The organism is Pseudomonas serbiensis, assembly GCF_030580745.1.
Classification (GTDB): Bacteria; Pseudomonadota; Gammaproteobacteria; order Pseudomonadales; family Pseudomonadaceae; genus Aquipseudomonas; species Aquipseudomonas serbiensis.
In genome coordinates, this window is sequence record NZ_JAUQOO010000012.1 from 20,697 (window position 1) to 42,254 (window position 21,558).

A 21,558-nucleotide genomic window follows, 5' to 3' on the forward strand; every position below is an offset into this window, starting at 1 on the left:
ATGACACGAATGATTAGCCCTCGCCCCTAAAAACATTAATTCCCGCATTGATTCAACTACAACAAGGACTCTTTAAATGATAGCGCCATGGAAGTTCAAGTGTGAAAACCTACACATCCAATTTGACGCAGCCTTTTGCCATGAACGTCTATCTCTTAAAATTTCCGACGCTCTTTCTTTTTTACCGAAGGAAGCAACGATCAGTCAAAGAATGCTCTTGACGATTTCAAAAATGCACTCAACCTGTTATAGCGACAACGATTTCATCGTCAGCCATGAAGTCATTATGAAAGTGATGATTGCGCTAAACTCTGTGCTGTACTATTACCCGATACTGGCCATTGTTGATGCCCCCCACTCTATTACAAGAGGTGCCTTTCTCGGATATGCAAAACACATCGGGGAGGTTAAATTTGGTAATTCACTCAGTCATTTCCATATGGAAGGGGTCGACAATTTCATTCAATTCGATATGTCCCCCTCGGAAATCGAAGAGATATCCCTCCTCCCGCATCTGACCTATCGACACTATCGGACCCCTGACTTTGAAGCCAAAGGGCTATCGGTGATCGACATTACAGATCACATCGCCTCACCCATTTCAAAATGCACATCCCTGGCTGTGGATTTTCCATTTCTCGAGCAGTGCGGAATTACGCCACTGAGCCCCTACAAAGTCGGGATGATTTCCGACTCCTTCACCGTGCTGGGTGCCAGCTATGTCTAAAGTCCTCTTTATCGGAAAAGGAATCATCACGACATCGCTGGGCAAACATCTGGACAGCTGCGCGTGGAAGGTCAGTCATCACCACAGGGAAGAGGGGAATTTAAACACCTGCGACCTTTCACTGTATGACTACGTCGTCTCCTGCCTGCCTGATGCAGAAACTGCAAAAACAGTATGGGACGATATTTTAATTTCAGCGGTGGCTAGCAAGGCACACAAGACCGTATTTATTGAAATATCCACACTGACATGTGAAACGATCAAAAACATAAATGCCGACTTCTGTCGTGAACACTTTACCTTTATCGAAGCCCCTTTTACGGGCAGTAAAACAGGCGCCTTAAATGGAAGCCTTATTTACTTTGCAGCCTCGGACATTGCGTCACCCGAACACGATGTCTTTCTTAAAAGCACTTCTTCAAAAATATACAACTTCCAGAATATCGGCACCCCGACACAGTTCAAATTATTTTATAACCTCTGGGGGCTCACCTCTCTTGGCCTGATGGGGCAAATGCTTCAAATCATGCGCTCTTTGCCCCAAGCGGAGTTAATATCCGAAATCCTCACCTCCCATGAAGGATTCTGGATGAATACCATCGCCAGACAGAAACTTCATCAAAGCCTGTCTCAACAGTATGACGATGTTCACTGCAAACTAAAATACGCAACAAAAGATATACGATACGCCTTGGATGAATTCAGAGATTACAACCTGGACTTATCCAAACACTTACTTTCCCTACTGGAGAAAGACGGAGCCCAGCACTACAACGATCTGGATTTCACTTCAATGTGCGAGCTTTTCAGATGAATGAATTACGTGTTATCCATCGTCAGGCGAAGCACACTTTAGCACTTGCCAAATACCCGGAAGCCCAGCCGCACTGGGTCGCCGACATGTCTTTTGCAACACCTGAGCCTGTACTATCCGCAATAAAGGATAGAGTTGCAGAAGGGCACTTTTCCTACCCCAACACACCGGATACTTTATACGACGCCATTCAACACTGGTGCAAAACCCGTTACCAGTGGGATATTGATCGTGAGTGGATTGTTATCGTCCCAAATACCATGTCTGGTGTAAGGACCGGCGTTAAAAGTGTCTGCGAGAAAGGCCCTCTTTTCTTTCAACGGCCTAATTACAGCAAGCTGCTGAATCTAAGCAGTGGTTTCGACGTTGAATCCAGGATCATAAATCCAGCCATGGCAGGCACGCCATTTTACGCTAACGATTTTCTTGAGATAAAACGTGCCCGACCATCAGCAGTGGTTTTATGTAACCCTACGAATCCGACCGGAATCGTGTCCAGCCGGGAACAATTAGAAGCCATGGCTAACTGCATTCAGGATCTGGACACGGTCATCATTTCTGACGAAGCTCATGCAGATTTCATTCTCGGGGAGCGCTACCATATCCCGGCGGGCTCAGTAAAGGGCCTGGAGAATAGATCCATAACAATCTTGTCCCCCAGTAAAACGTTCAATCTGGCGGGTATATCCGTAGCCTATGCAGTGATTCCGTCGCGGTCACTTCGGGAAAAGTTTATATCGACTAAAGAGTTTTACTCTACGGGAATCAACGCATTGGGACTCGTGGCGCTAGAGCACGCTTATCTTCATTGTGCAAAATGGCTTGACAAGCTTGTCGTGCACCTGAAGGAAAACCAAGCTATACTGCGCAACGATTTGCTGCACACATCGCTACGGTATAGCCCTTCAGATGCGACATATCTCGCGTGGATTGATGCTAGAGAAGCAGGTGACAACATTTTCGAGAAGCTTTTACACAGGGGCATTGCAGTATCGGACGGCCATGAGTTTGGGTCCCCCGGCTGGATAAGATTAAACTTCTCCTGCCCGACAGATCAACTAAAAAATGCAACCAACACAATGTTAAGTTTGTTTGGAAGTTCTAAATGAAAATTCTTGTTACTGGCGGCGCTGGATATATTGGCAATACCATTGCCTTTGCGTTGGCTGATGCCGGCTATCACCCGATCATTCTCGATGAACAACCTGCTCAGGCTCATGAGACATTTACCTCTTTTGACTACTATCAAGGTGACATTGCAGACAAAACGCTGCTGACAGCCATCGTTGAAGCGCACCCTGAAATACAATTGGTTATTCACTGTGCGGCCAAGATTGATGTGTCCGAGTCGACCCTGGAACCAGAACTGTACTACACCAATAACTTCTCGAAATCCGTTGCCATGGTTAATCACTTGATTGACCTCGGTGTTAAAAAGCTGATACTCAGCGGTACAGCTTCGTTGTACAACTCAGAAGTTGCTTATAGCTTCGATGAAAATGCAACCCCCAACCCAACCAGCCCTTATGCCCGGTCCAAATACTTCCTGGAACTCGCTCTCAGTGACATTGCGAGAGCAAGAGACTTTCAGTTCGTCATCTTCAGGTATTTCAACCCGATTGGAAGCGACAAAGAACTAAGAACGGGTTTCCGGGGGAGCAACAAGAGCAGCCTTTTGAACTCGTTGATCCAATGTGCAACCCTCAATAAGCCGTTTCAGCTCAATGGTGTCGACTGGGATACTCGTGATGGCTCGACCATTAGAGACTTCGTGGACGTACGCGACCTTGCGGACGCGCACGTTCTGGCAGCCGAAGTATTTGGCAAAGATAACTTGTCTGTTCCACTCAATACCTTTGGTCTTCCCATCATAAACCTGGGCTCGGAGCAAGGTGTCACAGTCAAAGAGTTTGTCTCTGTTTTCACAAAAGCTACGACATCCGACCTGATCGTGGAACTGGTTGGTCGTCGTTCAGGAGATATCATTGGTGGCTATGCATCCAGCAAGCTAGCGCGCGAACTGCTTGGCTGGAGCCCTTCTACCATTCTCGAAACATCTATTCTCAACTCCATCCGCTGGGAGTCTAAACTGTCATCCGTTTAGTGGCTGATAGATCATTTCTCATTACGAGTACTCCACAAGAGTGCTCGTAATGAAAAACCGTACAGTGATATACAATCCCATCCCTGTAGTCACCAATCCGAACGCTGGCCCGGCTGATTGATAGTTTGCGTTTGAACATCAGACCGAATGGAAAACCTCATGAAGCGTCTATGTGCCGCAGCCGATCTTCCCGAGGCAGAAAGCCGCGGGTTCGAAAGTGGTGGGCTGAAGCTGCTGGCAGTACGTCGCCAGGGTCAAGTGTTCGTCTACAGGAATCGTTGCCCCCATCGCGGCATTGCGCTGGAGTGGGAGGCGGACCGGTTTCTGGATGACAGCGCCAGCCTGATCCAGTGCGCCAGCCATGGCGCACTGTTTCTTGTCGAGAATGGCGAATGTGTTGCGGGGCCTTGCGAAGGACAATCGCTGAGCGCCATTGCCTGCCGGGAGGACGCCGAAGGGATCTGGGTCATGCTGCCGGATGAGGAGCAATAGTTCAGCTCAAACCCTGAACCTGCAAACGCCTGTCGATGCGTACCTCTTCCGGCGTCAGTTGAACCCCATAAGCCAACACCTCGACACCCGCCGCTACAGCTTCACGCAGCGCAGCAGCATAAGCCGGATCGATTTCCTCTGCCGGGCGAACCGCATCTATGCCGCTGAGGTTCACGCAATACAGCAAGACGGCACGCACGCCATCGCGAGCCAGTGCCGCCAGCTCACGCAAATGCCGGGCACCACGCTGAGTGACCGCGTCGGGAAAGGCCGCAACAGTTGAATCATCAAAGCCCAGCGTGACGCTCTTGACCTCCACATAGGCATAGCCTTCGGGGTATTCGAGGCGAAAATCCACCCGGCTTTTTTCCTGCCCGTAAGCCACCTCGCGCTTGAGTGCCGTAAAGCCATTGAGTTCGCTGATAACCCCGGCGCGCAGTGCTTCCTCGACCAGCGTATTGGCGCGCCCGGTATTGATGCAGGCAATGCGTCCCTGAGGCGTTTCGCTGATCTCCCAGGTCCCGGGCAGCTTGCGCTTGGGATCATTGGAGCGACTGAACCAGACTCGTCCTCCCGGCAGCATGCAATTGAGCATCGAGCCGGTATTGGGGCAATGAATGGTCAGCAACTCGCCGCTATCGGTCTCGATGTCAGCCAGGAAGCGTTTGTAGCGAATCAGCAAGCGACCTTGCTCAAGTTCAGGAGAGAAACGCATCAGCTTTTCCAGCTCCGCAAGCCACGGGCAATCCGCTCGACCGCCTCTTCAAGCCTTGGCAGGCTTTGGGTATAAGCAAAACGCACATGATGCCCCGCCTGAAAGCGTCCGAAATCCAGCCCAGGCGTGAACGCGACGTGCTCGGTTTCAAGGAAGTGCCGACAAAACTCAAAGGCATCGCCACCGAAGGCGCTGATATCGGCATACAGATAGAAAGCCCCTTGCGGCTCGACCGCAATACCGAAACCCAGCTCGCGCAAGGCAGGCAGCAGGAAGTCGCGACGGCGGCCGAATTCGGCGCGGCGCTGCTCGAAAATCTCGATGGTCTGCGGCTCGAAACAGGCCAGCGCGGCATATTGGGCCATGCTCGGAGCGCTGATGTAGAGGTTCTGCGCCAGCTTCTCCAGATCGGCAACGGCTTCGGGAGGCGCCACCAGCCACCCCAGACGCCAGCCCGTCATGCCGAAATACTTTGAAAAACTATTGAGGACGAACGCATCGTTATCGACTTCCAGCACGCTGCTCGCATCAACGCCGTAAGTCAGTCCGTGATAGATCTCATCCACGACCAGATGACCGTTGCGCGCCTTGAGCGTCTGCGACAACGCGGCCAGCTCATCCACATGCAGAAGCGTGCCTGTCGGGTTGGCCGGGGATGCGACCAAGGCACCGACGCTGTCTTGATTCCAGTGCTGCGCTACCAGTTCTGGCGTCAATTGGTAACGCTCTTGCGGCCCGACCGGCACCAGTTGCGCGGCGCCTTCCACCAGACGCAGAAAATGCCGATTGCACGGATAACCCGGATCGGCCAGCAACCAGTGTTTGCCGGGATCGACCAGAAGACTGCTGGCCAGCAGCAATGCACCTGAACCGCCGGGCGTGACAAGAATTCGCTCCGGGTCGATATCCAGTCGATAGCGCTGAGCGTAGAAACCGGCGATAGCCTGGCGCAACTCCGGCAGGCCGCGTGCGGCGGTGTACCGGGTTTTACCCGCTGCAAGCGCCGCCTGCCCGGCCGCAATGATGGGCTCTGCCGTGGTGAAATCGGGCTCTCCGATCTCCAGATGAATGACATCGTGGCCCGCCGCCTGCAACTCATTGGCCCGCGCCAAAAGCGCCATGACATGAAAAGGTTCGATGGCGCGACTACGCTCACTGTAAGGCTGGGCCATTTTTCTTCCTTAAATGAAACACGAATCAGAAACATAACGGTCATGACCATTCGGCTAGATTCTAACCAAGCGTTTGCCGTGCCGTACTTTAAATCATGAAACGCCAGTACTTGTTGAACAGAAAATAAAAAGACCGGGACAGCTGCACGCCTTGATGACTGTGTGCTTGCGTTACAAGCGTCCTGTTCTGTAGAGAAGCGAGACGATGCTCGACAACCGGGAGTAGCGCACCACGATTTGATCTGGTAAGTTCGCCCGCTTGCAGCTGCAGGGCCGACAGGGGTCGGTGATGGAACAATCCTGCGCAATAGATTAGAAGAGTGAGAGGCGGTCCATACATGCCCACCCCAGAAAAGCAACAGAATCATCTAATCAGCGGCTTTGAACCCTACGTGGAAAAAGCGGGTGAAGAGTATATGGGCGAGCCCATGCGCGCGCACTTCACCAAGATCCTGAACAAGTGGAAACAGGATCTGATGCAAGAGGTCGACCGCACGGTAGACCACATGAAGGACGAAGCTGCAAACTTCCCCGACCCAGCAGACCGTGCCAGTCAGGAAGAAGAATTCAGCCTGGAACTTCGTGCCCGTGATCGTGAGCGCAAGCTGATCAAGAAGATCGACAAGACGCTGCAACTGATCCTGGACGAAGAATACGGCTGGTGTGAATCCTGCGGTGTGGAAATCGGCCTTCGTCGCCTTGAAGCACGCCCGACTGCCGACCTTTGCATCGACTGCAAGACACTGGCAGAAATCAAGGAAAAACAGGTCGGCAAGTGATCTGACGACACCTTGAACAAAAAGACGCTTCGGCGTCTTTTTTGGTTTCATGAGTCCACTCCCTGGTTTGGATGCAACCATGAAAAACCCGGTTTACATCGGACGCTTTGCGCCAACTCCAAGCGGTTACCTGCACTTCGGCTCATTGGTCGCAGCGCTCGCGTCCTATCTCGATGCCCGTGCCGCAGGCGGCAAATGGCTGATGCGCATGGAAGACCTGGACCCGCCTCGGGAGGTCGCCGGGGCGCAAGCTGCGATTCTCGACACCCTTGAGCGCTACGGCTTTGAATGGGATGGTGAACGGGTCCGCCAGAGCCTGCGCCATGATGCCTATGCCGAAGTCCTGAATCGCTGGTTCAGTCACGGCCTGGCCTATGCCTGCACCTGTTCGCGCAAACAACTGGAAGGTTTCGAGGGCATCTACCCCGGTTTTTGCCGCAACGCCGGGCATGCAACCGAAGATGCCGCGATACGTATCCGCGTACCGGAGCTGGAGTACCGCTTCATCGATCGGGTGCAGGGTGCCTTCAAGCAGCATCTGGGCCGCGAATCCGGGGACTTTGTCATTCGACGGCGCGACGGCCTGTATGCCTATCAACTGGCCGTGGTGATCGATGATGCCTGGCAGGGCGTTACCGATATCGTGCGCGGTGCCGACTTGCTGGACTCAACGCCTCGCCAGCTCTACCTTCAGGAGTTGCTGGGGCTGCCGCAGCCGCGTTACCTGCATGTGCCGCTGATCACTCAGCCCGATGGCCACAAGCTGGGCAAATCCTATCGCTCGCCACCACTGCCCGCCGATCAGGCGACACCTTTATTGCTGCGGGCATTACGAGCGCTCGGCCAGCCCACGACCAGCGACCTGGTCTACGGCAGCGCCCGTGAAGTGCTCGACTGGGGCATCGCGCACTGGGATGCAGCGGCAATACCGCGCACGAGCACAATTGAGGAAGCCCGAATAGACTGAGCTAGAGCGGTCGCGGAAAACTCGTACATAAGTAGACTTGCAGGTTGTACGGCATCCGTTACCATGCCGCTCCTTACTAGGGAGACCCTATGTATATTTACCGGCTGGTCTTACTCCTGGTAGTAGGCATCTACCTCTTCTCCCCGGCCATCATGGACTGGTGGATCGACGCGACAGGTGCCTGGTATCGCCCCTATATGCTGTGGCTGATCCTGATTGTGGTGACCTTCATTCTTCAGAGCCAGCGAGATGCCGATGAGCTTTAGCCTGACGCAGATGCTGCTGGTCAGCGCCGGATATCTGCTGTTCCTGTTCGGCATTGCCTGGATCAGTGAACGTGGCGTCATTCCACGCTGGATCATTCGTCACCCCCTGACCTACACCTTGTCGCTGGGCGTGTATGCCAGTGCATGGGCGTTCTATGGTTCTGTCGGCCTGGCGTATCAGTATGGCTATGGCTTCCTGTCCAGCTACCTCGGGGTTTCCGGGGCATTTCTGCTGGCCCCGGTGTTGCTTTACCCCATTCTCAAGATCACCCGCACCTACCAGCTTTCGTCCCTGGCCGACCTGTTTGCCTTTCGTTTCAGAAGCACCTGGGCTGGCGCGCTGACCACGGTTTTCATGCTGATTGGCGTGCTGCCGCTTCTGGCATTGCAGATCCAGGCCGTGGCCGATTCCATCAGCATCCTGACCCGTGAGCCGGTACAGGATCGGGTCGCCGTAGCGTTCTGTGCGTTGATCACGCTTTTCACCATCTTCTTCGGCTCACGGCATATCGCAACGCGGGAAAAACATGAAGGGCTGGTGTTCGCCGTTGCTTTCGAGTCACTGATCAAGCTGATAGCCCTGGGCGGCGTCGGGCTTTATGCCTTGTATGGCGTATTCGACGGCCCGCAGAACCTGGAGCTTTGGCTGCTGCAAAACCAGACGGCTCTGGCCTCGTTGCATACGCCGTTGCAGGAAGGTCCATGGCGCACATTGCTGTTAGTGTTTTTCGCTTCGGCCATCGTGATGCCGCACATGTATCACATGACCTTCACCGAAAACCTCAACCCGCGTTCGCTGGTCAGCGCCAGCTGGGGGTTGCCGCTGTTCCTGCTGCTGATCAGTCTGGCTGTGCCACTGATTCTGTGGGCCGGGCTCAAGCTGGGCGCCACCACCAGCCCTGAATATTTCACCCTGGGGATCGGCATCGCCGCCAACAGCAAACCGCTGGCCTTGCTGGCGTATGTGGGCGGGCTGGCGGCTGCCAGCGGCCTGATTATCGTCACCACCCTGGCGCTTTCGGGTATGGCGCTCAACCATCTGGTGCTGCCGCTTTATCAGCCTCCGGCCGAAGGCAATATCTATCGCTGGCTGAAATGGACCCGGCGCGGCCTGATCGTGGCGATCATCACCGCAGGCTATTGCTTCTACCTGATGCTTGGTGCGCAACAGGACCTGGCCAACCTGGGCATCGTCGCCTTCGTTGCGACCCTGCAATTTCTCCCCGGTGTGCTGTCGGTGCTGTATTGGCCAACCGCCAACCGGCGCGGTTTCATCGCAGGCCTGCTTGCCGGAACGGCTGTCTGGGTTGTGGGCATGCTGTTACCGCTGATCGGTAACCTGCAGGGTTTCTATATTCCGCTGCTGAACATGATCTACGTGCTGGATGACACAAGCTGGCACATGGCGGCCATCGCCTCGCTGGCAGCCAACGTACTGCTGTTCACTCTGATTTCTCTGTTCACCAATGCTAGTCCCGAAGAAGTCAGTGCTGCCGAGGCCTGTGCCGTCGACAATGTACGTCGCCCGCAGCGCCGCGAGCTGTATGCAGTGTCGCCACAGGAATTCGCCACGCAACTGGCCAAGCCGCTGGGTGCCAAGGCTGCGCAGAAGGAAGTCGAGCAGGCGCTGCGCGATCTGTATCTGCCGTTTGACGAGCGCCGACCTTATGCCCTGCGCCGTCTGCGCGACCGAATCGAGGCCAACCTGTCCGGCCTGATGGGGCCAAGCGTGGCCCAGGACATGGTGGAAACCTTCCTGCCCTACAAGTCCGGCAGCGAGAAATACGTCACTGAAGACATTCACTTCATCGAGAGCCGCCTTGAGGACTATCACTCGCGCCTGACCGGCCTTGCCGCCGAACTCGATGCCTTGCGCCGCTATCACCGTCAGACTCTTCAGGAACTGCCCATGGGGGTCTGCTCGCTGGCCAAGGATCAGGAAATCCTCATGTGGAACCGGGCCATGGAAGAGCTGACCGGCATTGCCGCTCAGCGCGTGGTGGGCTCGCGCCTGGAAACCATCACAGAACCATGGAAAGGCCTGCTGACAGGCTTTATCAATGTACCGGACGAGCACTTGCACAAGCAGAAGCTCGCTCTGGACGGACAGACCCGCTGGCTCAACCTGCACAAGGCCGCTATCGACGAGCCGCTGGCCCCCGGCAGCAGCGGCCTGGTGGTGCTGGTCGAAGACCTGACCGAAACCCAGATGCTGGAAGACAAGCTGGTCCACTCGGAACGACTGGCAAGTATCGGGCGTCTGGCGGCCGGCGTTGCCCATGAGATCGGCAACCCGATCACCGGCATCGCCTGCCTTGCGCAGAACCTGCGCGAAGAGCGCGAGGAAGACGGTGAAATCAAGGAAATCAGCAGTCAGATCCTTGAGCAGACCAAGCGTGTCTCGCGCATCGTGCAATCCTTGATGAGCTTCGCCCACGCAGGCGCTCATCAGCATAACGACGAAGCCGTCTGTCTGGCCGAGGTCGCTCAGGATGCCATTGGTCTGCTGGCACTGAACCGCCGCAATTTCGAAGTCCAGTTCTATAACCTGTGCAACCCTCAGCACAAGGTCGATGGCGACCCGCAACGGCTGGCACAGGTGTTGATCAATCTGCTCTCCAACGCCCGCGACGCCTCGCCGTCCGGCAGCGCTGTCAGGGTCAAGAGCGAAGCATCCGAACACACTGTAGATCTGATCGTCGAAGACGAAGGCAGTGGAATTCCGAAGGCAATCATGGATCGATTGTTTGAACCATTCTTCACGACCAAGGAACCGGGAGAAGGAACCGGGCTAGGTCTTGCACTGGTCTATTCCATCGTTGAAGAGCATTATGGACAAATCACCATCGACAGCCCGGCTGACCCCGAGCAGCAACGAGGCACCCGTATCAGGGTAACCTTGCCGCGCCATGTCGAAGCGACGTCCGCCGTGAACTGAGACCGTCGAGAGAACTGAATCGATGCCGCATATTTTGATCGTCGAAGACGAAACCATTATCCGCTCTGCCCTGCGTCGTCTGCTTGAGCGCAACCAGTACGAAGTCAGCGAAGCAGGATCGGTACCCGAGGCTCAGGAGCGTTTCAATATTTCGTCGTTTGACCTGATCGTCAGCGACCTGCGACTGCCTGGGGCTCCTGGCACCGAACTGATCAAGCTTGGCGAAGGTAAGCCTGTCCTTATCATGACCAGCTATGCCAGCCTGCGCTCGGCCGTTGATTCCATGAAAATGGGCGCAGTGGATTACATCGCCAAACCCTTCGACCACGATGAAATGCTCCAGGCTGTCGCACGTATCCTGCGTGATCGCCAGACCAGCTCAAGCCAGCAGGCAGAACGCAGTGCCCCCGCCAAAGCCAATGGTGCCGACAAGGGCGCCACGCACAACGGCGAAATCGGCATCATCGGCTCCTGCCCGCCCATGCTCGATCTTTACAGCAAGATCCGTAAAGTCGCGCCGACCGACTCCAACGTTCTGGTCCAGGGCGAGTCCGGTACCGGCAAGGAACTGGTCGCCCGCGCCCTGCACAATCTTTCGCGCCGCGCCAAGGCACCGATGATCTCCGTGAACTGCGCAGCGATTCCCGAATCCCTGATCGAGTCCGAACTCTTCGGCCATGAAAAAGGTGCCTTCACCGGAGCCAGCGCAGGTCGCGCAGGCCTGGTGGAAGCCGCCGATGGCGGGACCCTGTTTCTCGATGAAATCGGCGAACTGCCTCTGGAAGCGCAGGCCCGACTCTTGCGGGTACTGCAGGAAGGCGAGATTCGTCGCGTGGGCTCCGTGCAATCGCAGAAGGTCGATGTTCGCCTGATCGCCGCAACCCACCGGGACCTCAAGACCTTGGCCAAGAATGGCGAGTTCCGTGAAGACCTTTATTACCGCTTGCACGTGATTGCGCTGAAACTGCCGGCACTGCGCGAACGCGGTAACGATGTACTCGAAATCGCCCGCGCCTTTCTGGTACGCCAGAGCGCCAAGGCCGGTCGCAACGACCTGAAGTTTGCCCCCGACGCTGAACAGGCGATCCGTCATTACAGTTGGCCGGGTAACGTGCGGGAACTGGAAAACGCAGTGGAACGTTCGGTGATCCTGTGCGAAAGCCCGGAAATCTCTGCCGACCTGCTGGGCATCGATATCGAACTGGACGGCCTGGACGAAGACGAATACATGGGGCTGGCCCCACTGAGCGCTTCCGCGAACTCGACCAACAACGAGCCTACCGAAGACCTCTCACTGGAAGACTACTTCCAGCATTTCGTTCTGGAGCATCAGGACCACATGACCGAGACCGAACTGGCGCGCAAACTGGGCGTCAGCCGCAAATGCCTGTGGGAACGCCGCCAGCGCCTGGGCATTCCACGCCGCAAAGGGGTCGCCAACGAAACCTGAGAAGGCTCTGCGTCGGGGTGCGCAGGTCAGTTAACAAAACTGTTACCTTCGTACCTCCTCCGTAACAAAAGCCGGGTCTTACGGTAACGAAGCCCGGCTTTTTTGTACCTGACCCAAAAGCCGGATACCCGCAAAGCCCCGGTTTTACTGGGTTCGCAAAAGTTGGCACACCTTCTGCTATATGCTTAGTACAAGAAGAACAACAAGCAGTACGACACCCATAATAAAAATAAGACGAATCGACTCACGCATAACAAGAACAACACGGCGGAGGCGCAGCTAACTGATTCTTTTGGAGAGGAGTTGTATTTGGGGCTTGCCCCGCAACCAGGCCGAGAACAATAAAAACTACCCTTAGGTAGCGCCTGAACTGGTTGGATCGAATGATCATTGCAACGCAGCGACCAAAGCAATCCGTTTGCTCTTGACTCCCGATTGGGAGATTTCACAGGCGAAACCCTGTGAATGGGCACTCAACAAAAACAAGAAGCCCAAAAAGACAATAAAAATAAAGAGCACGCACTTTGGGGGAGCTTCGGCTCCCCCAGTAGCTTCCAGAGCTTTTACATCCCTTCCTCTTGATGCCGATGCGCAGCGTCCTACACCATCCCCCGACTAAATGCTAGAATCCCCGCCCATCGTGCGGCCATTCTTCATTTTGGCCGAATATTCCTTCAAACAGTGCATCCCATGCTGAAGAAGCTGTTCCAGTCATTCCGTTCCCCACTGCGTAAACCGCAGCAACACACGCGCACCACGCCTGAAGTGCTCAATAGCAGCCAGCACTCGCTGCAACGCAGCCAGTTCAGCCGTCATGCCGTCAATATCGTCGAACGCCTGCAAAACGCTGGCTACCAGGCCTATCTGGTCGGCGGTTGTGTACGCGACCTGATGCTCAATATCGAGCCAAAGGACTTCGACGTGGCGACCAGCGCCACTCCCGAGCAGGTACGTGCAGAATTCCGTAACGCCCGGATCATCGGCCGCCGCTTCAAGCTGGTCCATATCCATTTTGGCCGGGAAATCATCGAAGTCGCGACCTTTCGTGCCAATCATCCTCAGGATGAGGACGAAGAGGACAGCAACCAGTCCTCGCGCAATGAAAGCGGCCGCATCCTGCGTGACAACGTCTATGGCACGCTGGAAGAAGACGCCCAGCGCCGTGACTTCACAATCAACGCGCTGTATTACGATCCGGTCAGCGAGCGGGTTCTCGATTACGCCAACGGCGTACACGATATTCGCAACCGCCTGATCCGCCTGATTGGCGACCCGGAGCAACGCTACAAGGAAGACCCGGTACGCATGCTGCGGGCCGTGCGCTTCGCGGCCAAGCTGGATTTCGGCATCGAAAAACACAGCACCCTGCCGATTCGCCCGCTGGCCCCGATGCTGCGTGATATCCCGTCGGCCCGTCTGTTCGAAGAAGTGCTCAAGCTGTTCCTGTCCGGCCACGCCGAGCCCACCTTTGAAATGCTGGTGGACCTGGAGCTGTTCGAGCCACTGTTCCCGGCCAGCTCCAAGGCCCTGGAATACAACCCGACCTACACCCACACCCTGATCAGCCAGGCATTGATCAACACCGACCTGCGCATCAAGCAGAACAAGCCGGTCACTCCGGCATTCCTGTTCGCTGCCCTGCTCTGGCCGGCACTGCCAGCCAAGGTACTGCGCCTGCAAGAGCGCGGCATGCCGCCGATTGCTGCCATGCAGGAAGCCGCCCACGAGTTGATCATCGAGCAATGCCAGCGCATCGCGATCCCCAAGCGTTTCACCATGCCGATCCGCGAGATCTGGGACATGCAGGAACGTCTGCCGCGCCGTTCCGGCAAGCGCGCCGACCTGCTGCTCGACAACCCGCGCTTCCGTGCCGGTTACGACTTCCTGCTGCTGCGCGAAACCGCTGGCGAGCAGACCGACGGCCTGGGCGAGTGGTGGACCGATTATCAGGACAGCAACGACAGCGAACGCCGCGACATGATTCGTGACCTGAGCAACAAGCCTGAAGCGGCCGGCACCGGTCCACGCAAGCGTCGTCGCAGCAGCGGCGCCAAACGCAAGCGCTCAGACGCCGAGGCGTCGGGTGAGTAAGCAGTCGAACCTCGAACGTGTCTATATCGGCCTGGGCAGCAATCTTGCTGACCCGGCCGAGCAATTGCGCCATGCCCTCGATGCAATAGCGCAACTGCCACAGAGCCAACTGGCAGGCGTCTCGTCCTTTTACGTCAGCGACTCCCTGCTGCCCGGCCAGCCCCGCTATACCAATGCGGTAGCAGCGCTGGATACATCACTGGCACCGCTTGAGCTGCTCGATGCATTGCAAGGCATCGAGCTGGATCAAGGCCGCGAACGCCATGAACGCTGGGGGCCACGCACGCTGGACCTGGATATCCTGCTGTTCGGCGAGCGACTTATCGACGAGCCACGCCTGAAAGTGCCGCACTATCACATGCACGCCCGGCCCTTCGTGCTCTACCCTTTGGCAGAACTCGCCCCCCGACTGCATCTGGCAGACGGACGCGCCCTGAGCCAGTTATTGGCCGACTGTCCATTCGCGGGTCTGGAGCGTTTGTCCGCTCAGGCGTAACGCTGTTGTGTCACCCGTTACGCCGCATCTGTAACCGATGATGAAAACGGGTAACACCTGCAATTGACTTCATGCCCCCTCCTCACGAAGATAGGCCTCCCGCCGCCAACCCAAGGGTGAACGGGCGTGAAACAGGCCTTTGCGAAACACCGCGACACGACGGTGTGCCTGCTTTTCCAAGATGAATCGCCGCAGTGTGCATAGCGCCTGATGGAGACTTTAAATGCCTGATATAACTGTTACGTCGCTGCTGGCACTCAAGCAGAAAGGTGAAAAAATCACCATGCTGACCTGCTACGACGCGACCTTCGCCCACACCGCCAGCCAGGCAGGTGTCGAAGTGTTGCTGGTTGGCGACTCGCTGGGCATGGTCCTGCAAGGGCATGACAGCACCTTGCCTGTTACCACTGCCGAAATGGCTTATCACGTTGCCTGCGTCAAACGCGGCAATCAGGGCGCGCTGATTCTCGCCGACCTGCCGTTCATGGCCAACGCCACCCTTGAGCAGACCTTCAGCAACAGCGCGGCACTCATGCAGGCTGGCGCACACATGGTCAAGGTCGAAGGTGCCGCGTGGCTGGCCGAATCGATACGCCTGCTCGCCGAACGCGGGATTCCGGTATGTGCCCACATGGGCCTGACACCGCAGGCTGTGAACGTGCTGGGCGGTTACAAGGTTCAGGGCCGCCTGGAAGCCCAGGCACGCCAGATGCGCGCTGACGCAATTACTCTGGAGCAGGCCGGTGCGGCCATGATCCTGCTGGAATGCGTACCGAGCGAACTGGCCGAGGAAATCACCCAGGCCGTTAAAGTCCCGGTCATCGGCATAGGCGCTGGCAGCTCCACCGACGGCCAGGTGCTGGTGCTGCATGACATGCTCGGCCTGTCGATCAGCGGTCGCGTCCCGAAATTCGTCAAGAACTTCATGGTCGGCCAGCCGGATATCCAGTCCGCTATCCAGGCCTACGTCATCGCAGTGAAAAACGTCAGCTTCCCGGCAACTGAACACGGATTCTCGGCATGAACACAGTAAAAACCGTACTGGAACTGCGCGCAGCCGTTGCTCGCGCCCGCAGCGAAGGTAAACGGATCGGCTTGACGCCCACGATGGGCAACCTGCACAGCGGGCATACGGCACTGGTCACTCGTGCATCCCAGCGTGCAGACTTCGTGGTAGCCACCATCTTCGTCAACCCGTTGCAGTTCGGCCCCAACGAAGACCTGGCGAGTTACCCGCGCACTCTGGCTGCCGATCAGGAAAAACTTCTGGAAGCAGGTTGCAACCTGCTGTTCACGCCCAGCGTCGAAGAAATGTACCCGCACGGCATGGCTGATCAGACGCTGGTCAGCGTCCCGCACCTTTCCGAAGGGCTGTGCGGTGCAAGCCGTCCAGGCCATTTCGATGGTGTCGCCACCGTCGTCAGCAAGCTGTTCAACATGGTGCAGCCCGATCTGGCCGTGTTTGGCGAAAAAGACTTCCAGCAACTGGCTGTGATTCGTGCCCTGGTCCGGGATCTGAACATGCCGATCCAGATCATTGGCGAGCCGACCGTGCGCGCCAGCGATGGCCTGGCCCTGTCATCGCGTAACGGTTATCTGAGCGAAGAGCAACGCGCCAAAGCGCCTGCGCTGTATCGCGTGCTCAGTACGGTAGCCGACGGCATTCGCAACAACGAAGACATCAATGCCCTGACCAGCATCGGCAAAAGGACGCTGGAAGCCGAAGGTTTCCGTATCGACTATCTGGAAGTGCGCGAAGCCACCAGCCTGCGTCCTGCGACCGGACAAGACCGGGACCTGGTCATTCTGGCTGCAGCCTTTCTGGGCAAGACCCGCTTGATCGACAATCTGCACCTGACCAAGGAATAACAACAAGATGCAAACCGTGATGCTCAAAGCCAAACTGCACCGCGCAGAAGTCACCCACGCCGTGCTCGACTACGAAGGCTCATGCGCCATCGATGGCGAGTGGCTGGACCTGTCCGGCATTCGCGAGTACGAACAGATCCAGATCTACAACATCGACAATGGCGAGCGTTTCACCACCTACGCCATCCGTGGCGAAGAAGGTTCGCGCATGATTTCGGTCAATGGCGCAGCGGCCCACAAGGCAAAAGTCGGCGACCGTGTGATCATCTGCGCCTATGCTCAGTACTCCGACGCCGAGCTGGTCAATTTCAAGCCGCGCATGCTCTATATGGCGCCGGGCAATGAACTTAGCCATACAAGTAATGCCATACCGGTACAGGTTGCTTAAGCAATCCATACACCGAATAGCTAAAAGCCCGGTCACTGACATGTGTGAAATAGTACCGGGCTCAGGTAAGACAGAGCGCAGACAAACAGGCATGCGGAGGGTAGTCTCCGTTACGTTGCCGAGCATTCGAGTTTGCGACCTGGCTTTTCAACCTCCAAGGCAGTTCAAGTTAAAGGAAACCCGCAGCGATGGCGTACTACCGCAATCCTTCTGATGTGACCGCTCTGCCCGCCTGGCAAGCGCTGAGTCAACACCGCCAAGCCATGCAGGATTTCAGCATGCGCGATGCGTTCAATGCAGATCCGCAACGCTTCAGCCAATTCACCCTCAGCAGTTGCGGCCTGTTTCTCGACTACTCGAAAAACCTGATTACCGGCGAAACCCAGGATTTGCTGGTCAATCTGGCCAATGAAGTCGGCCTGAAAGAAGCTATCAAAGCGCAGTACGACGGCGAACTGGTCAACTCTTCAGAAGGTCGTCCGGCCCTGCATACCGCGCTGCGCCGCCCGGTTGGCGACAAGTTGCTGGTCAACGGCGTCAACGTGATGCCGGAAGTCCACAAAGTCCTCAACCAGATCACCGAACTGGTCGGGCGCATTCACGATGGCCTCTGGCGCGGCTACACCGAGAAACCCATCACCGACGTGGTGAACATCGGTATCGGTGGCTCGTTCCTCGGCCCGGAGCTGGTCTCCGAAGCACTCTTGTCGTACGCCCACAAAGGCGTGCGCTGCCATTACCTGGCCAATATCGACGGCAGTGAATTCCACGAACTGTCGATGAAGATTCGCGCCGAAACCACGCTGTTTATCGTGTCGTCGAAATCCTTCAACACTCTGGAAACCCTGAAGAACGCTCAGGCAGCACGCGCCTGGTATCTGGCTCAAGGGGGCTCCGAGGCCGAGCTGTATCGCCACTTCATCGCGGTATCGAGCAACAACGCTGCGGCGGTGGCCTTCGGTATCCGTGAAGAGAACATCTTCCCGATGTGGGACTGGGTTGGCGGACGTTACTCGCTGTGGTCGGCCATCGGCCTGCCTATCGCGCTGGCCATCGGCATGTCCAACTTCAAGGAATTGCTGTCCGGTGCCTATACCATGGACCAGCACTTCCAGAGCGCGCCTTTTGAAAAGAACATGCCGGTTCTGCTGGCACTGCTGGGCGTCTGGTATGGCAATTTCTGGGGCTCGCAGAGCCACGCGATCCTGCCTTACGACCACTACCTGCGTAACATCACCAAGCACTTGCAACAGCTGGACATGGAATCCAACGGCAAGAGCGTGCGCCAGGACGGTACTCCGGTTTCCACCGATACCGGCCCGGTCATCTGGGGTGGCGTCGGCTGCAATGGTCAGCACGCTTACCACCAGTTGCTGCACCAAGGCACCCAACTGATTCCGGCTGACTTCATCGTGCCGATCGTCAGCTTCAACCCGGTTTCCGACCATCACCAGTGGCTGTACGCCAACTGCCTGTCGCAAAGCCAGGCACTGATGCTGGGCAAGACCCGCGCCGAAGCCGAAGCCGAGCTGCGTGAAAAAGGCCTGCCGGAAGATCAGGTGCAGCAGATTGCGCCGCACAAGGTCATTCCGGGCAACCGCCCGAGCAACACGCTGGTGGTTGAACGCATCAGCCCACGCCGTCTGGGTGCGCTGGTGGCCATGTATGAACACAAGGTCTTCGTGCAGAGCGTGATCTGGGGCATCAACGCCTTCGACCAGTGGGGCGTCGAGCTGGGTAAAGAGCTGGGCAAAGGTGTTTATCAGCGCCTGACCGGCGGTATCGAAGACCCTGCCGAAGATGCTTCGACTCAAGGCCTGATCAACTACTTCCGCGGGCGTCATCGCGGCTGATCGAGATCGAAACAGGGGCAGATTCATTTGCGATGACGGTATTGAACACGACAGATATCTGTCGGATGTGACGGCCTCTCGCGAATGAATTCGCTCCTGCTCTGTAATGCCGATACAAAACTTGTAGGAGGCAGCTTGCAGGCGACAAGGCTCCTACTCTCTGTAGAAGCTGCCCGTTGTTTCAAAACGAGAGCACATGGAATTCATTCGTCGTCGTATCGAAACTCAGGTCATCAGCCTGACCGGATTGTCATTGGGCCAACTGGATCTGGAAAATCCCAAGGGCGATCCCGGTCTGTTCGGCCCGCAGGCCATTTGCTGGCGCGTGCATGGCGACTTCACCAGCATGCTGATCGGCGGCATCAGCGCCTTGATGTTGCAGGCGCTTCATCCCCTGGCATTGTCCGGTATCTGGGATCACTCCAACTTCCGACAGGACATGCTGGGCCGGCTGCGTCGCACCGGACAGTTCCTGGCTGGCACAACCTTTGGCGCCACCCACGATGCGAACTGGCTGATCGAAAAGGTGCGCACCATCCATCTACAGATCACCGGAACCGCGCCCGATGGCCGGCCTTACGCCGCCAGCGATCCCGAGCTGCTGACCTGGGTGCATGTAGCGGAAGTCAGCAGCTTTCTCGCGGCACATCTGCGCTATCTCAACCCTGAGTTGTCACTGGCCGATCAAGACACCTACTACGCTGAAACAGCCCTTATCGCCGAACGCCTGGGCGCACGTGATGTACCCGGCTCACGCCAGGAAATTGCCAGCTATCTGGAGAACATACGCGGGCAACTGCTGTGCGACGAGCGCAGCCGCGAGGTGATACGCCTGTTGCTCAACGAGCCGGCCCCCAACTGGCTGGTCAAACCGTTCGGCGCCCTGATGATGCAGGCCGGGATCGACCTGCTTCCACTCTGGGCCTGCGAGATGCTCGATGTCGAGCAAGGCCCTCTGCGGCGCAAGATGATTCGAGCTGGAGTCAATGGCAGCGCCCCGATACTGCGCTGGGCCGTGCGCAACGGCTCCATTCATCGGGCACAGCGAAGAATGGCGCCTGGATAAGGTGACCGCCGGGTTCTCGGTTGGAACCCCGGTTTGTAGATGTGCCAACATGAGCCGATCGATCACACAGAGCCGCCACCCGGCTCAGCCCCAATAAAAATGAGGATCAGCACCATGCAAGACGTCGTTATCGTTGCCGCCACCCGGACTGCCGTGGGCAGCTTTCAGGGCTCACTGGCCAACGTGCCCGCTGTGGAACTGGGCGCTGCGGTTATTCGCCAACTCCTGACCCGGACCGGTGTGGATGGCGGGCAGATCGGTGAAGTCATCATGGGCCAGGTGCTGACCGCTGGTGCAGGCCAGAACCCTGCACGTCAGGCTGCGATCAAGGCCGGGCTGCCGTTTGCCGTGCCTGCCATGACCCTGAACAAGGTCTGCGGCTCCGGCCTCAAGGCCCTGCATCTGGCAACCCAGGCGATTCGTTGTGGTGATGCAGAGATCATCATTGCCGGTGGCCAGGAGAACATGAGCCTGGCCAATTACGTGATGCCTGGCGCACGCACCGGTCTGCGCATGGGCCACGCTTCTCTGGTGGACACCATGATCAGTGATGGCCTGTGGGACGCCTTCAACGATTACCACATGGGAATCACGGCCGAAAACCTCGCCGACAAATACGAAATCAGCCGTCAGGCACAAGACGAATTCGCCGCCACTTCCCAGCAGCACGCCGTTGCGGCCATCGAAGCCGGGCGTTTCGTGGATGAAATCACCCCGATCCTGATTCCGCAGCGCAAAGGCGACCCACTGCGCTTCGATACCGATGAACAGCCACGCGCCGGCACCACCGCCGAATCCCTGGGCAAGCTCAAGGCCGCCTTCAAGAAAGACGGCACAGTCACCGCTGGCAATGCCTCGTCTATCAATGATGGCGCAGCGGCCGTGATGCTGATGAGCGCTGCCAAAGCCGAACAACTGGGGTTGCCGGTGCTGGCGCGCATAGCCGGCTATGCCAATGCAGGCGTAGACCCGGCCATCATGGGCATCGGCCCGGTCAGCGCGACACGCCGCTGCCTGGACAAGGCAGGCTGGACGCTGGAAGAGCTGGACCTGATCGAAGCCAACGAAGCGTTTGCCGCGCAGTCGCTATCGGTTGCCAAGGAACTGGGCCTGGATCTGAACAAGGTCAACGTCAATGGCGGCGCCATCGCCCTGGGTCATCCCATCGGCGCATCTGGCTGCCGCGTGCTGGTGACGCTGCTGCATGAAATGATCAAGCGCGACGCCAAAAAAGGGCTGGCCACGCTCTGCATTGGAGGCGGTCAGGGTGTCGCACTGGCGCTGGCTCGCTGATTTATGGTGTCTGGCCGATCGCTCTCATGCCTGTGGGAGCGATCGGCAATCTCTCCTCGCCCTGTAACTGGTAAACTC

The 21,558-nt window shown here is 56.9% G+C and carries 20 protein-coding genes; 18 read left to right on the forward strand and 2 right to left on the reverse strand.

The annotated features are described in order from the left end of the window. Nucleotides 1–76 precede the first annotated feature (76 nt). The 5 genes from Q6A51_RS16185 (at nt 77) to Q6A51_RS16205 (ending at nt 4,137) form a co-directional block, all read left to right on the forward strand. A complete protein-coding gene (locus Q6A51_RS16185) occupies nt 77–727 on the forward strand; it encodes a hypothetical protein (protein WP_304575265.1) in 651 nt (216 codons plus the stop codon). Continuing rightward, the gene (locus Q6A51_RS16190; protein ID WP_304575266.1) at nt 720–1,541 is read left to right on the forward strand and encodes an NAD(P)-binding domain-containing protein; all 822 of its coding nucleotides are present in this window, start codon (nt 720–722) and stop codon (nt 1,539–1,541) included. Before Q6A51_RS16185 ends, Q6A51_RS16190 begins: the two co-directional genes overlap by 8 nt. Continuing rightward, nucleotides 1,538–2,650 (forward strand): MalY/PatB family protein, encoded by a 1,113-nt coding sequence (locus Q6A51_RS16195; protein WP_201020521.1) that lies wholly within the window; start codon nt 1,538–1,540, stop codon nt 2,648–2,650. Before Q6A51_RS16190 ends, Q6A51_RS16195 begins: the two co-directional genes overlap by 4 nt. After that, entirely contained in the window at nt 2,647–3,645 is a 999-nt protein-coding gene (locus Q6A51_RS16200; protein WP_201020522.1) for an NAD-dependent epimerase/dehydratase family protein, read from the forward strand. Before Q6A51_RS16195 ends, Q6A51_RS16200 begins: the two co-directional genes overlap by 4 nt. A gap of 159 nt (nt 3,646–3,804) precedes the next feature. Further along, the gene (locus tag Q6A51_RS16205; protein WP_201020523.1) at nt 3,805–4,137 is read left to right on the forward strand and encodes a Rieske (2Fe-2S) protein; all 333 of its coding nucleotides are present in this window, start codon (nt 3,805–3,807) and stop codon (nt 4,135–4,137) included. A gap of 1 nt (nt 4,138) precedes the next feature. Here the strand turns inward: Q6A51_RS16205 and sfsA are convergent, their stop codons facing one another. Beyond that, nucleotides 4,139–4,852 carry a DNA/RNA nuclease SfsA gene (sfsA, locus tag Q6A51_RS16210; RefSeq protein ID WP_201020524.1) on the reverse strand — a complete coding sequence of 238 codons (714 nt, stop codon included), beginning with the start codon at nt 4,850–4,852 and terminating at the stop codon, nt 4,139–4,141. Beyond that, nucleotides 4,852–6,024, reverse strand: coding sequence for a pyridoxal phosphate-dependent aminotransferase (locus Q6A51_RS16215; RefSeq protein WP_201005481.1), 1,173 nt, complete (start codon nt 6,022–6,024; stop codon nt 4,852–4,854). Before Q6A51_RS16215 ends, sfsA begins: the two co-directional genes overlap by 1 nt. Before the next feature lie 338 nt (nt 6,025–6,362). Between Q6A51_RS16215 and dksA the strand changes: the two genes are divergently transcribed. The 13 genes from dksA (at nt 6,363) to Q6A51_RS16280 (ending at nt 21,480) form a co-directional block, all read left to right on the forward strand. Beyond that, a complete protein-coding gene (gene dksA, locus Q6A51_RS16220) occupies nt 6,363–6,803 on the forward strand; it encodes an RNA polymerase-binding protein DksA (RefSeq protein WP_117166288.1) in 441 nt (146 codons plus the stop codon). 79 nt (nt 6,804–6,882) lie between these two features. After that, nucleotides 6,883–7,770 (forward strand): tRNA glutamyl-Q(34) synthetase GluQRS, encoded by an 888-nt coding sequence (gluQRS, locus tag Q6A51_RS16225; protein ID WP_304575267.1) that lies wholly within the window; start codon nt 6,883–6,885, stop codon nt 7,768–7,770. Nucleotides 7,771–7,859: 89 nt separating this feature from the next. Next, nucleotides 7,860–8,036, forward strand: a complete 177-nt coding sequence (locus Q6A51_RS16230) for a hypothetical protein (RefSeq protein WP_002552060.1) — start codon at nt 7,860–7,862, stop codon at nt 8,034–8,036. Then, complete coding sequence (locus tag Q6A51_RS16235) at nt 8,020–10,974, forward strand: sensor histidine kinase (protein WP_201005484.1); 2,955 nt, start codon at nt 8,020–8,022, stop codon at nt 10,972–10,974. Before Q6A51_RS16230 ends, Q6A51_RS16235 begins: the two co-directional genes overlap by 17 nt. A 22-nt stretch (nt 10,975–10,996) precedes the next feature. Next, nucleotides 10,997–12,424 carry a sigma-54-dependent transcriptional regulator gene (locus tag Q6A51_RS16240; protein WP_201020527.1) on the forward strand — a complete coding sequence of 476 codons (1,428 nt, stop codon included), beginning with the start codon at nt 10,997–10,999 and terminating at the stop codon, nt 12,422–12,424. A gap of 690 nt (nt 12,425–13,114) precedes the next feature. After that, the gene (locus tag Q6A51_RS16245) at nt 13,115–14,515 is read left to right on the forward strand and encodes a polynucleotide adenylyltransferase PcnB (protein ID WP_201020528.1); all 1,401 of its coding nucleotides are present in this window, start codon (nt 13,115–13,117) and stop codon (nt 14,513–14,515) included. Next, the gene (gene folK, locus Q6A51_RS16250; RefSeq protein WP_304575268.1) at nt 14,508–15,011 is read left to right on the forward strand and encodes a 2-amino-4-hydroxy-6-hydroxymethyldihydropteridine diphosphokinase; all 504 of its coding nucleotides are present in this window, start codon (nt 14,508–14,510) and stop codon (nt 15,009–15,011) included. Before Q6A51_RS16245 ends, folK begins: the two co-directional genes overlap by 8 nt. Nucleotides 15,012–15,234: 223 nt before the next feature. Continuing rightward, nucleotides 15,235–16,035, forward strand: a complete 801-nt coding sequence (gene panB / locus Q6A51_RS16255) for a 3-methyl-2-oxobutanoate hydroxymethyltransferase (RefSeq protein WP_201020530.1) — start codon at nt 15,235–15,237, stop codon at nt 16,033–16,035. After that, the gene (panC, locus tag Q6A51_RS16260; protein ID WP_304575269.1) at nt 16,032–16,880 is read left to right on the forward strand and encodes a pantoate--beta-alanine ligase; all 849 of its coding nucleotides are present in this window, start codon (nt 16,032–16,034) and stop codon (nt 16,878–16,880) included. The genes panB and panC overlap by 4 nt, the downstream gene beginning before the upstream one ends. A gap of 7 nt (nt 16,881–16,887) precedes the next feature. Beyond that, nucleotides 16,888–17,268 carry an aspartate 1-decarboxylase gene (gene panD / locus Q6A51_RS16265; protein ID WP_201020532.1) on the forward strand — a complete coding sequence of 127 codons (381 nt, stop codon included), beginning with the start codon at nt 16,888–16,890 and terminating at the stop codon, nt 17,266–17,268. A gap of 188 nt (nt 17,269–17,456) precedes the next feature. Continuing rightward, nucleotides 17,457–19,121 carry a glucose-6-phosphate isomerase gene (pgi, locus tag Q6A51_RS16270; protein ID WP_201005496.1) on the forward strand — a complete coding sequence of 555 codons (1,665 nt, stop codon included), beginning with the start codon at nt 17,457–17,459 and terminating at the stop codon, nt 19,119–19,121. Between the two features lie 196 nt (nt 19,122–19,317). After that, entirely contained in the window at nt 19,318–20,187 is an 870-nt protein-coding gene (locus Q6A51_RS16275; RefSeq protein WP_201005497.1) for an oxygenase MpaB family protein, read from the forward strand. 114 nt (nt 20,188–20,301) lie between these two features. Then, nucleotides 20,302–21,480, forward strand: coding sequence for an acetyl-CoA C-acetyltransferase (locus Q6A51_RS16280; RefSeq protein WP_304575270.1), 1,179 nt, complete (start codon nt 20,302–20,304; stop codon nt 21,478–21,480). The last annotated feature ends 78 nt before the right edge of the window (nt 21,481–21,558 follow it).

Coding starts and splice junctions, on each gene's coding strand:
- Q6A51_RS16185 (WP_304575265.1), top strand. CDS start 77: ATGATAGCGCCATGGAAGTTCAAGTGTGAAAACCTACACATCCAATTT.
- Q6A51_RS16190 (WP_304575266.1), top strand. CDS start 720: ATGTCTAAAGTCCTCTTTATCGGAAAAGGAATCATCACGACATCGCTG.
- Q6A51_RS16195 (WP_201020521.1), top strand. CDS start 1,538: ATGAATGAATTACGTGTTATCCATCGTCAGGCGAAGCACACTTTAGCA.
- Q6A51_RS16200 (WP_201020522.1), top strand. CDS start 2,647: ATGAAAATTCTTGTTACTGGCGGCGCTGGATATATTGGCAATACCATT.
- Q6A51_RS16205 (WP_201020523.1), top strand. CDS start 3,805: ATGAAGCGTCTATGTGCCGCAGCCGATCTTCCCGAGGCAGAAAGCCGC.
- sfsA (WP_201020524.1), bottom strand. CDS start 4,852: ATGCGTTTCTCTCCTGAACTTGAGCAAGGTCGCTTGCTGATTCGCTAC.
- Q6A51_RS16215 (WP_201005481.1), bottom strand. CDS start 6,024: ATGGCCCAGCCTTACAGTGAGCGTAGTCGCGCCATCGAACCTTTTCAT.
- dksA (WP_117166288.1), top strand. CDS start 6,363: ATGCCCACCCCAGAAAAGCAACAGAATCATCTAATCAGCGGCTTTGAA.
- gluQRS (WP_304575267.1), top strand. CDS start 6,883: ATGAAAAACCCGGTTTACATCGGACGCTTTGCGCCAACTCCAAGCGGT.
- Q6A51_RS16230 (WP_002552060.1), top strand. CDS start 7,860: ATGTATATTTACCGGCTGGTCTTACTCCTGGTAGTAGGCATCTACCTC.
- Q6A51_RS16235 (WP_201005484.1), top strand. CDS start 8,020: ATGCCGATGAGCTTTAGCCTGACGCAGATGCTGCTGGTCAGCGCCGGA.
- Q6A51_RS16240 (WP_201020527.1), top strand. CDS start 10,997: ATGCCGCATATTTTGATCGTCGAAGACGAAACCATTATCCGCTCTGCC.
- Q6A51_RS16245 (WP_201020528.1), top strand. CDS start 13,115: ATGCTGAAGAAGCTGTTCCAGTCATTCCGTTCCCCACTGCGTAAACCG.
- panB (WP_201020530.1), top strand. CDS start 15,235: ATGCCTGATATAACTGTTACGTCGCTGCTGGCACTCAAGCAGAAAGGT.
- panC (WP_304575269.1), top strand. CDS start 16,032: ATGAACACAGTAAAAACCGTACTGGAACTGCGCGCAGCCGTTGCTCGC.
- panD (WP_201020532.1), top strand. CDS start 16,888: ATGCAAACCGTGATGCTCAAAGCCAAACTGCACCGCGCAGAAGTCACC.
- pgi (WP_201005496.1), top strand. CDS start 17,457: ATGGCGTACTACCGCAATCCTTCTGATGTGACCGCTCTGCCCGCCTGG.
- Q6A51_RS16275 (WP_201005497.1), top strand. CDS start 19,318: ATGGAATTCATTCGTCGTCGTATCGAAACTCAGGTCATCAGCCTGACC.
- Q6A51_RS16280 (WP_304575270.1), top strand. CDS start 20,302: ATGCAAGACGTCGTTATCGTTGCCGCCACCCGGACTGCCGTGGGCAGC.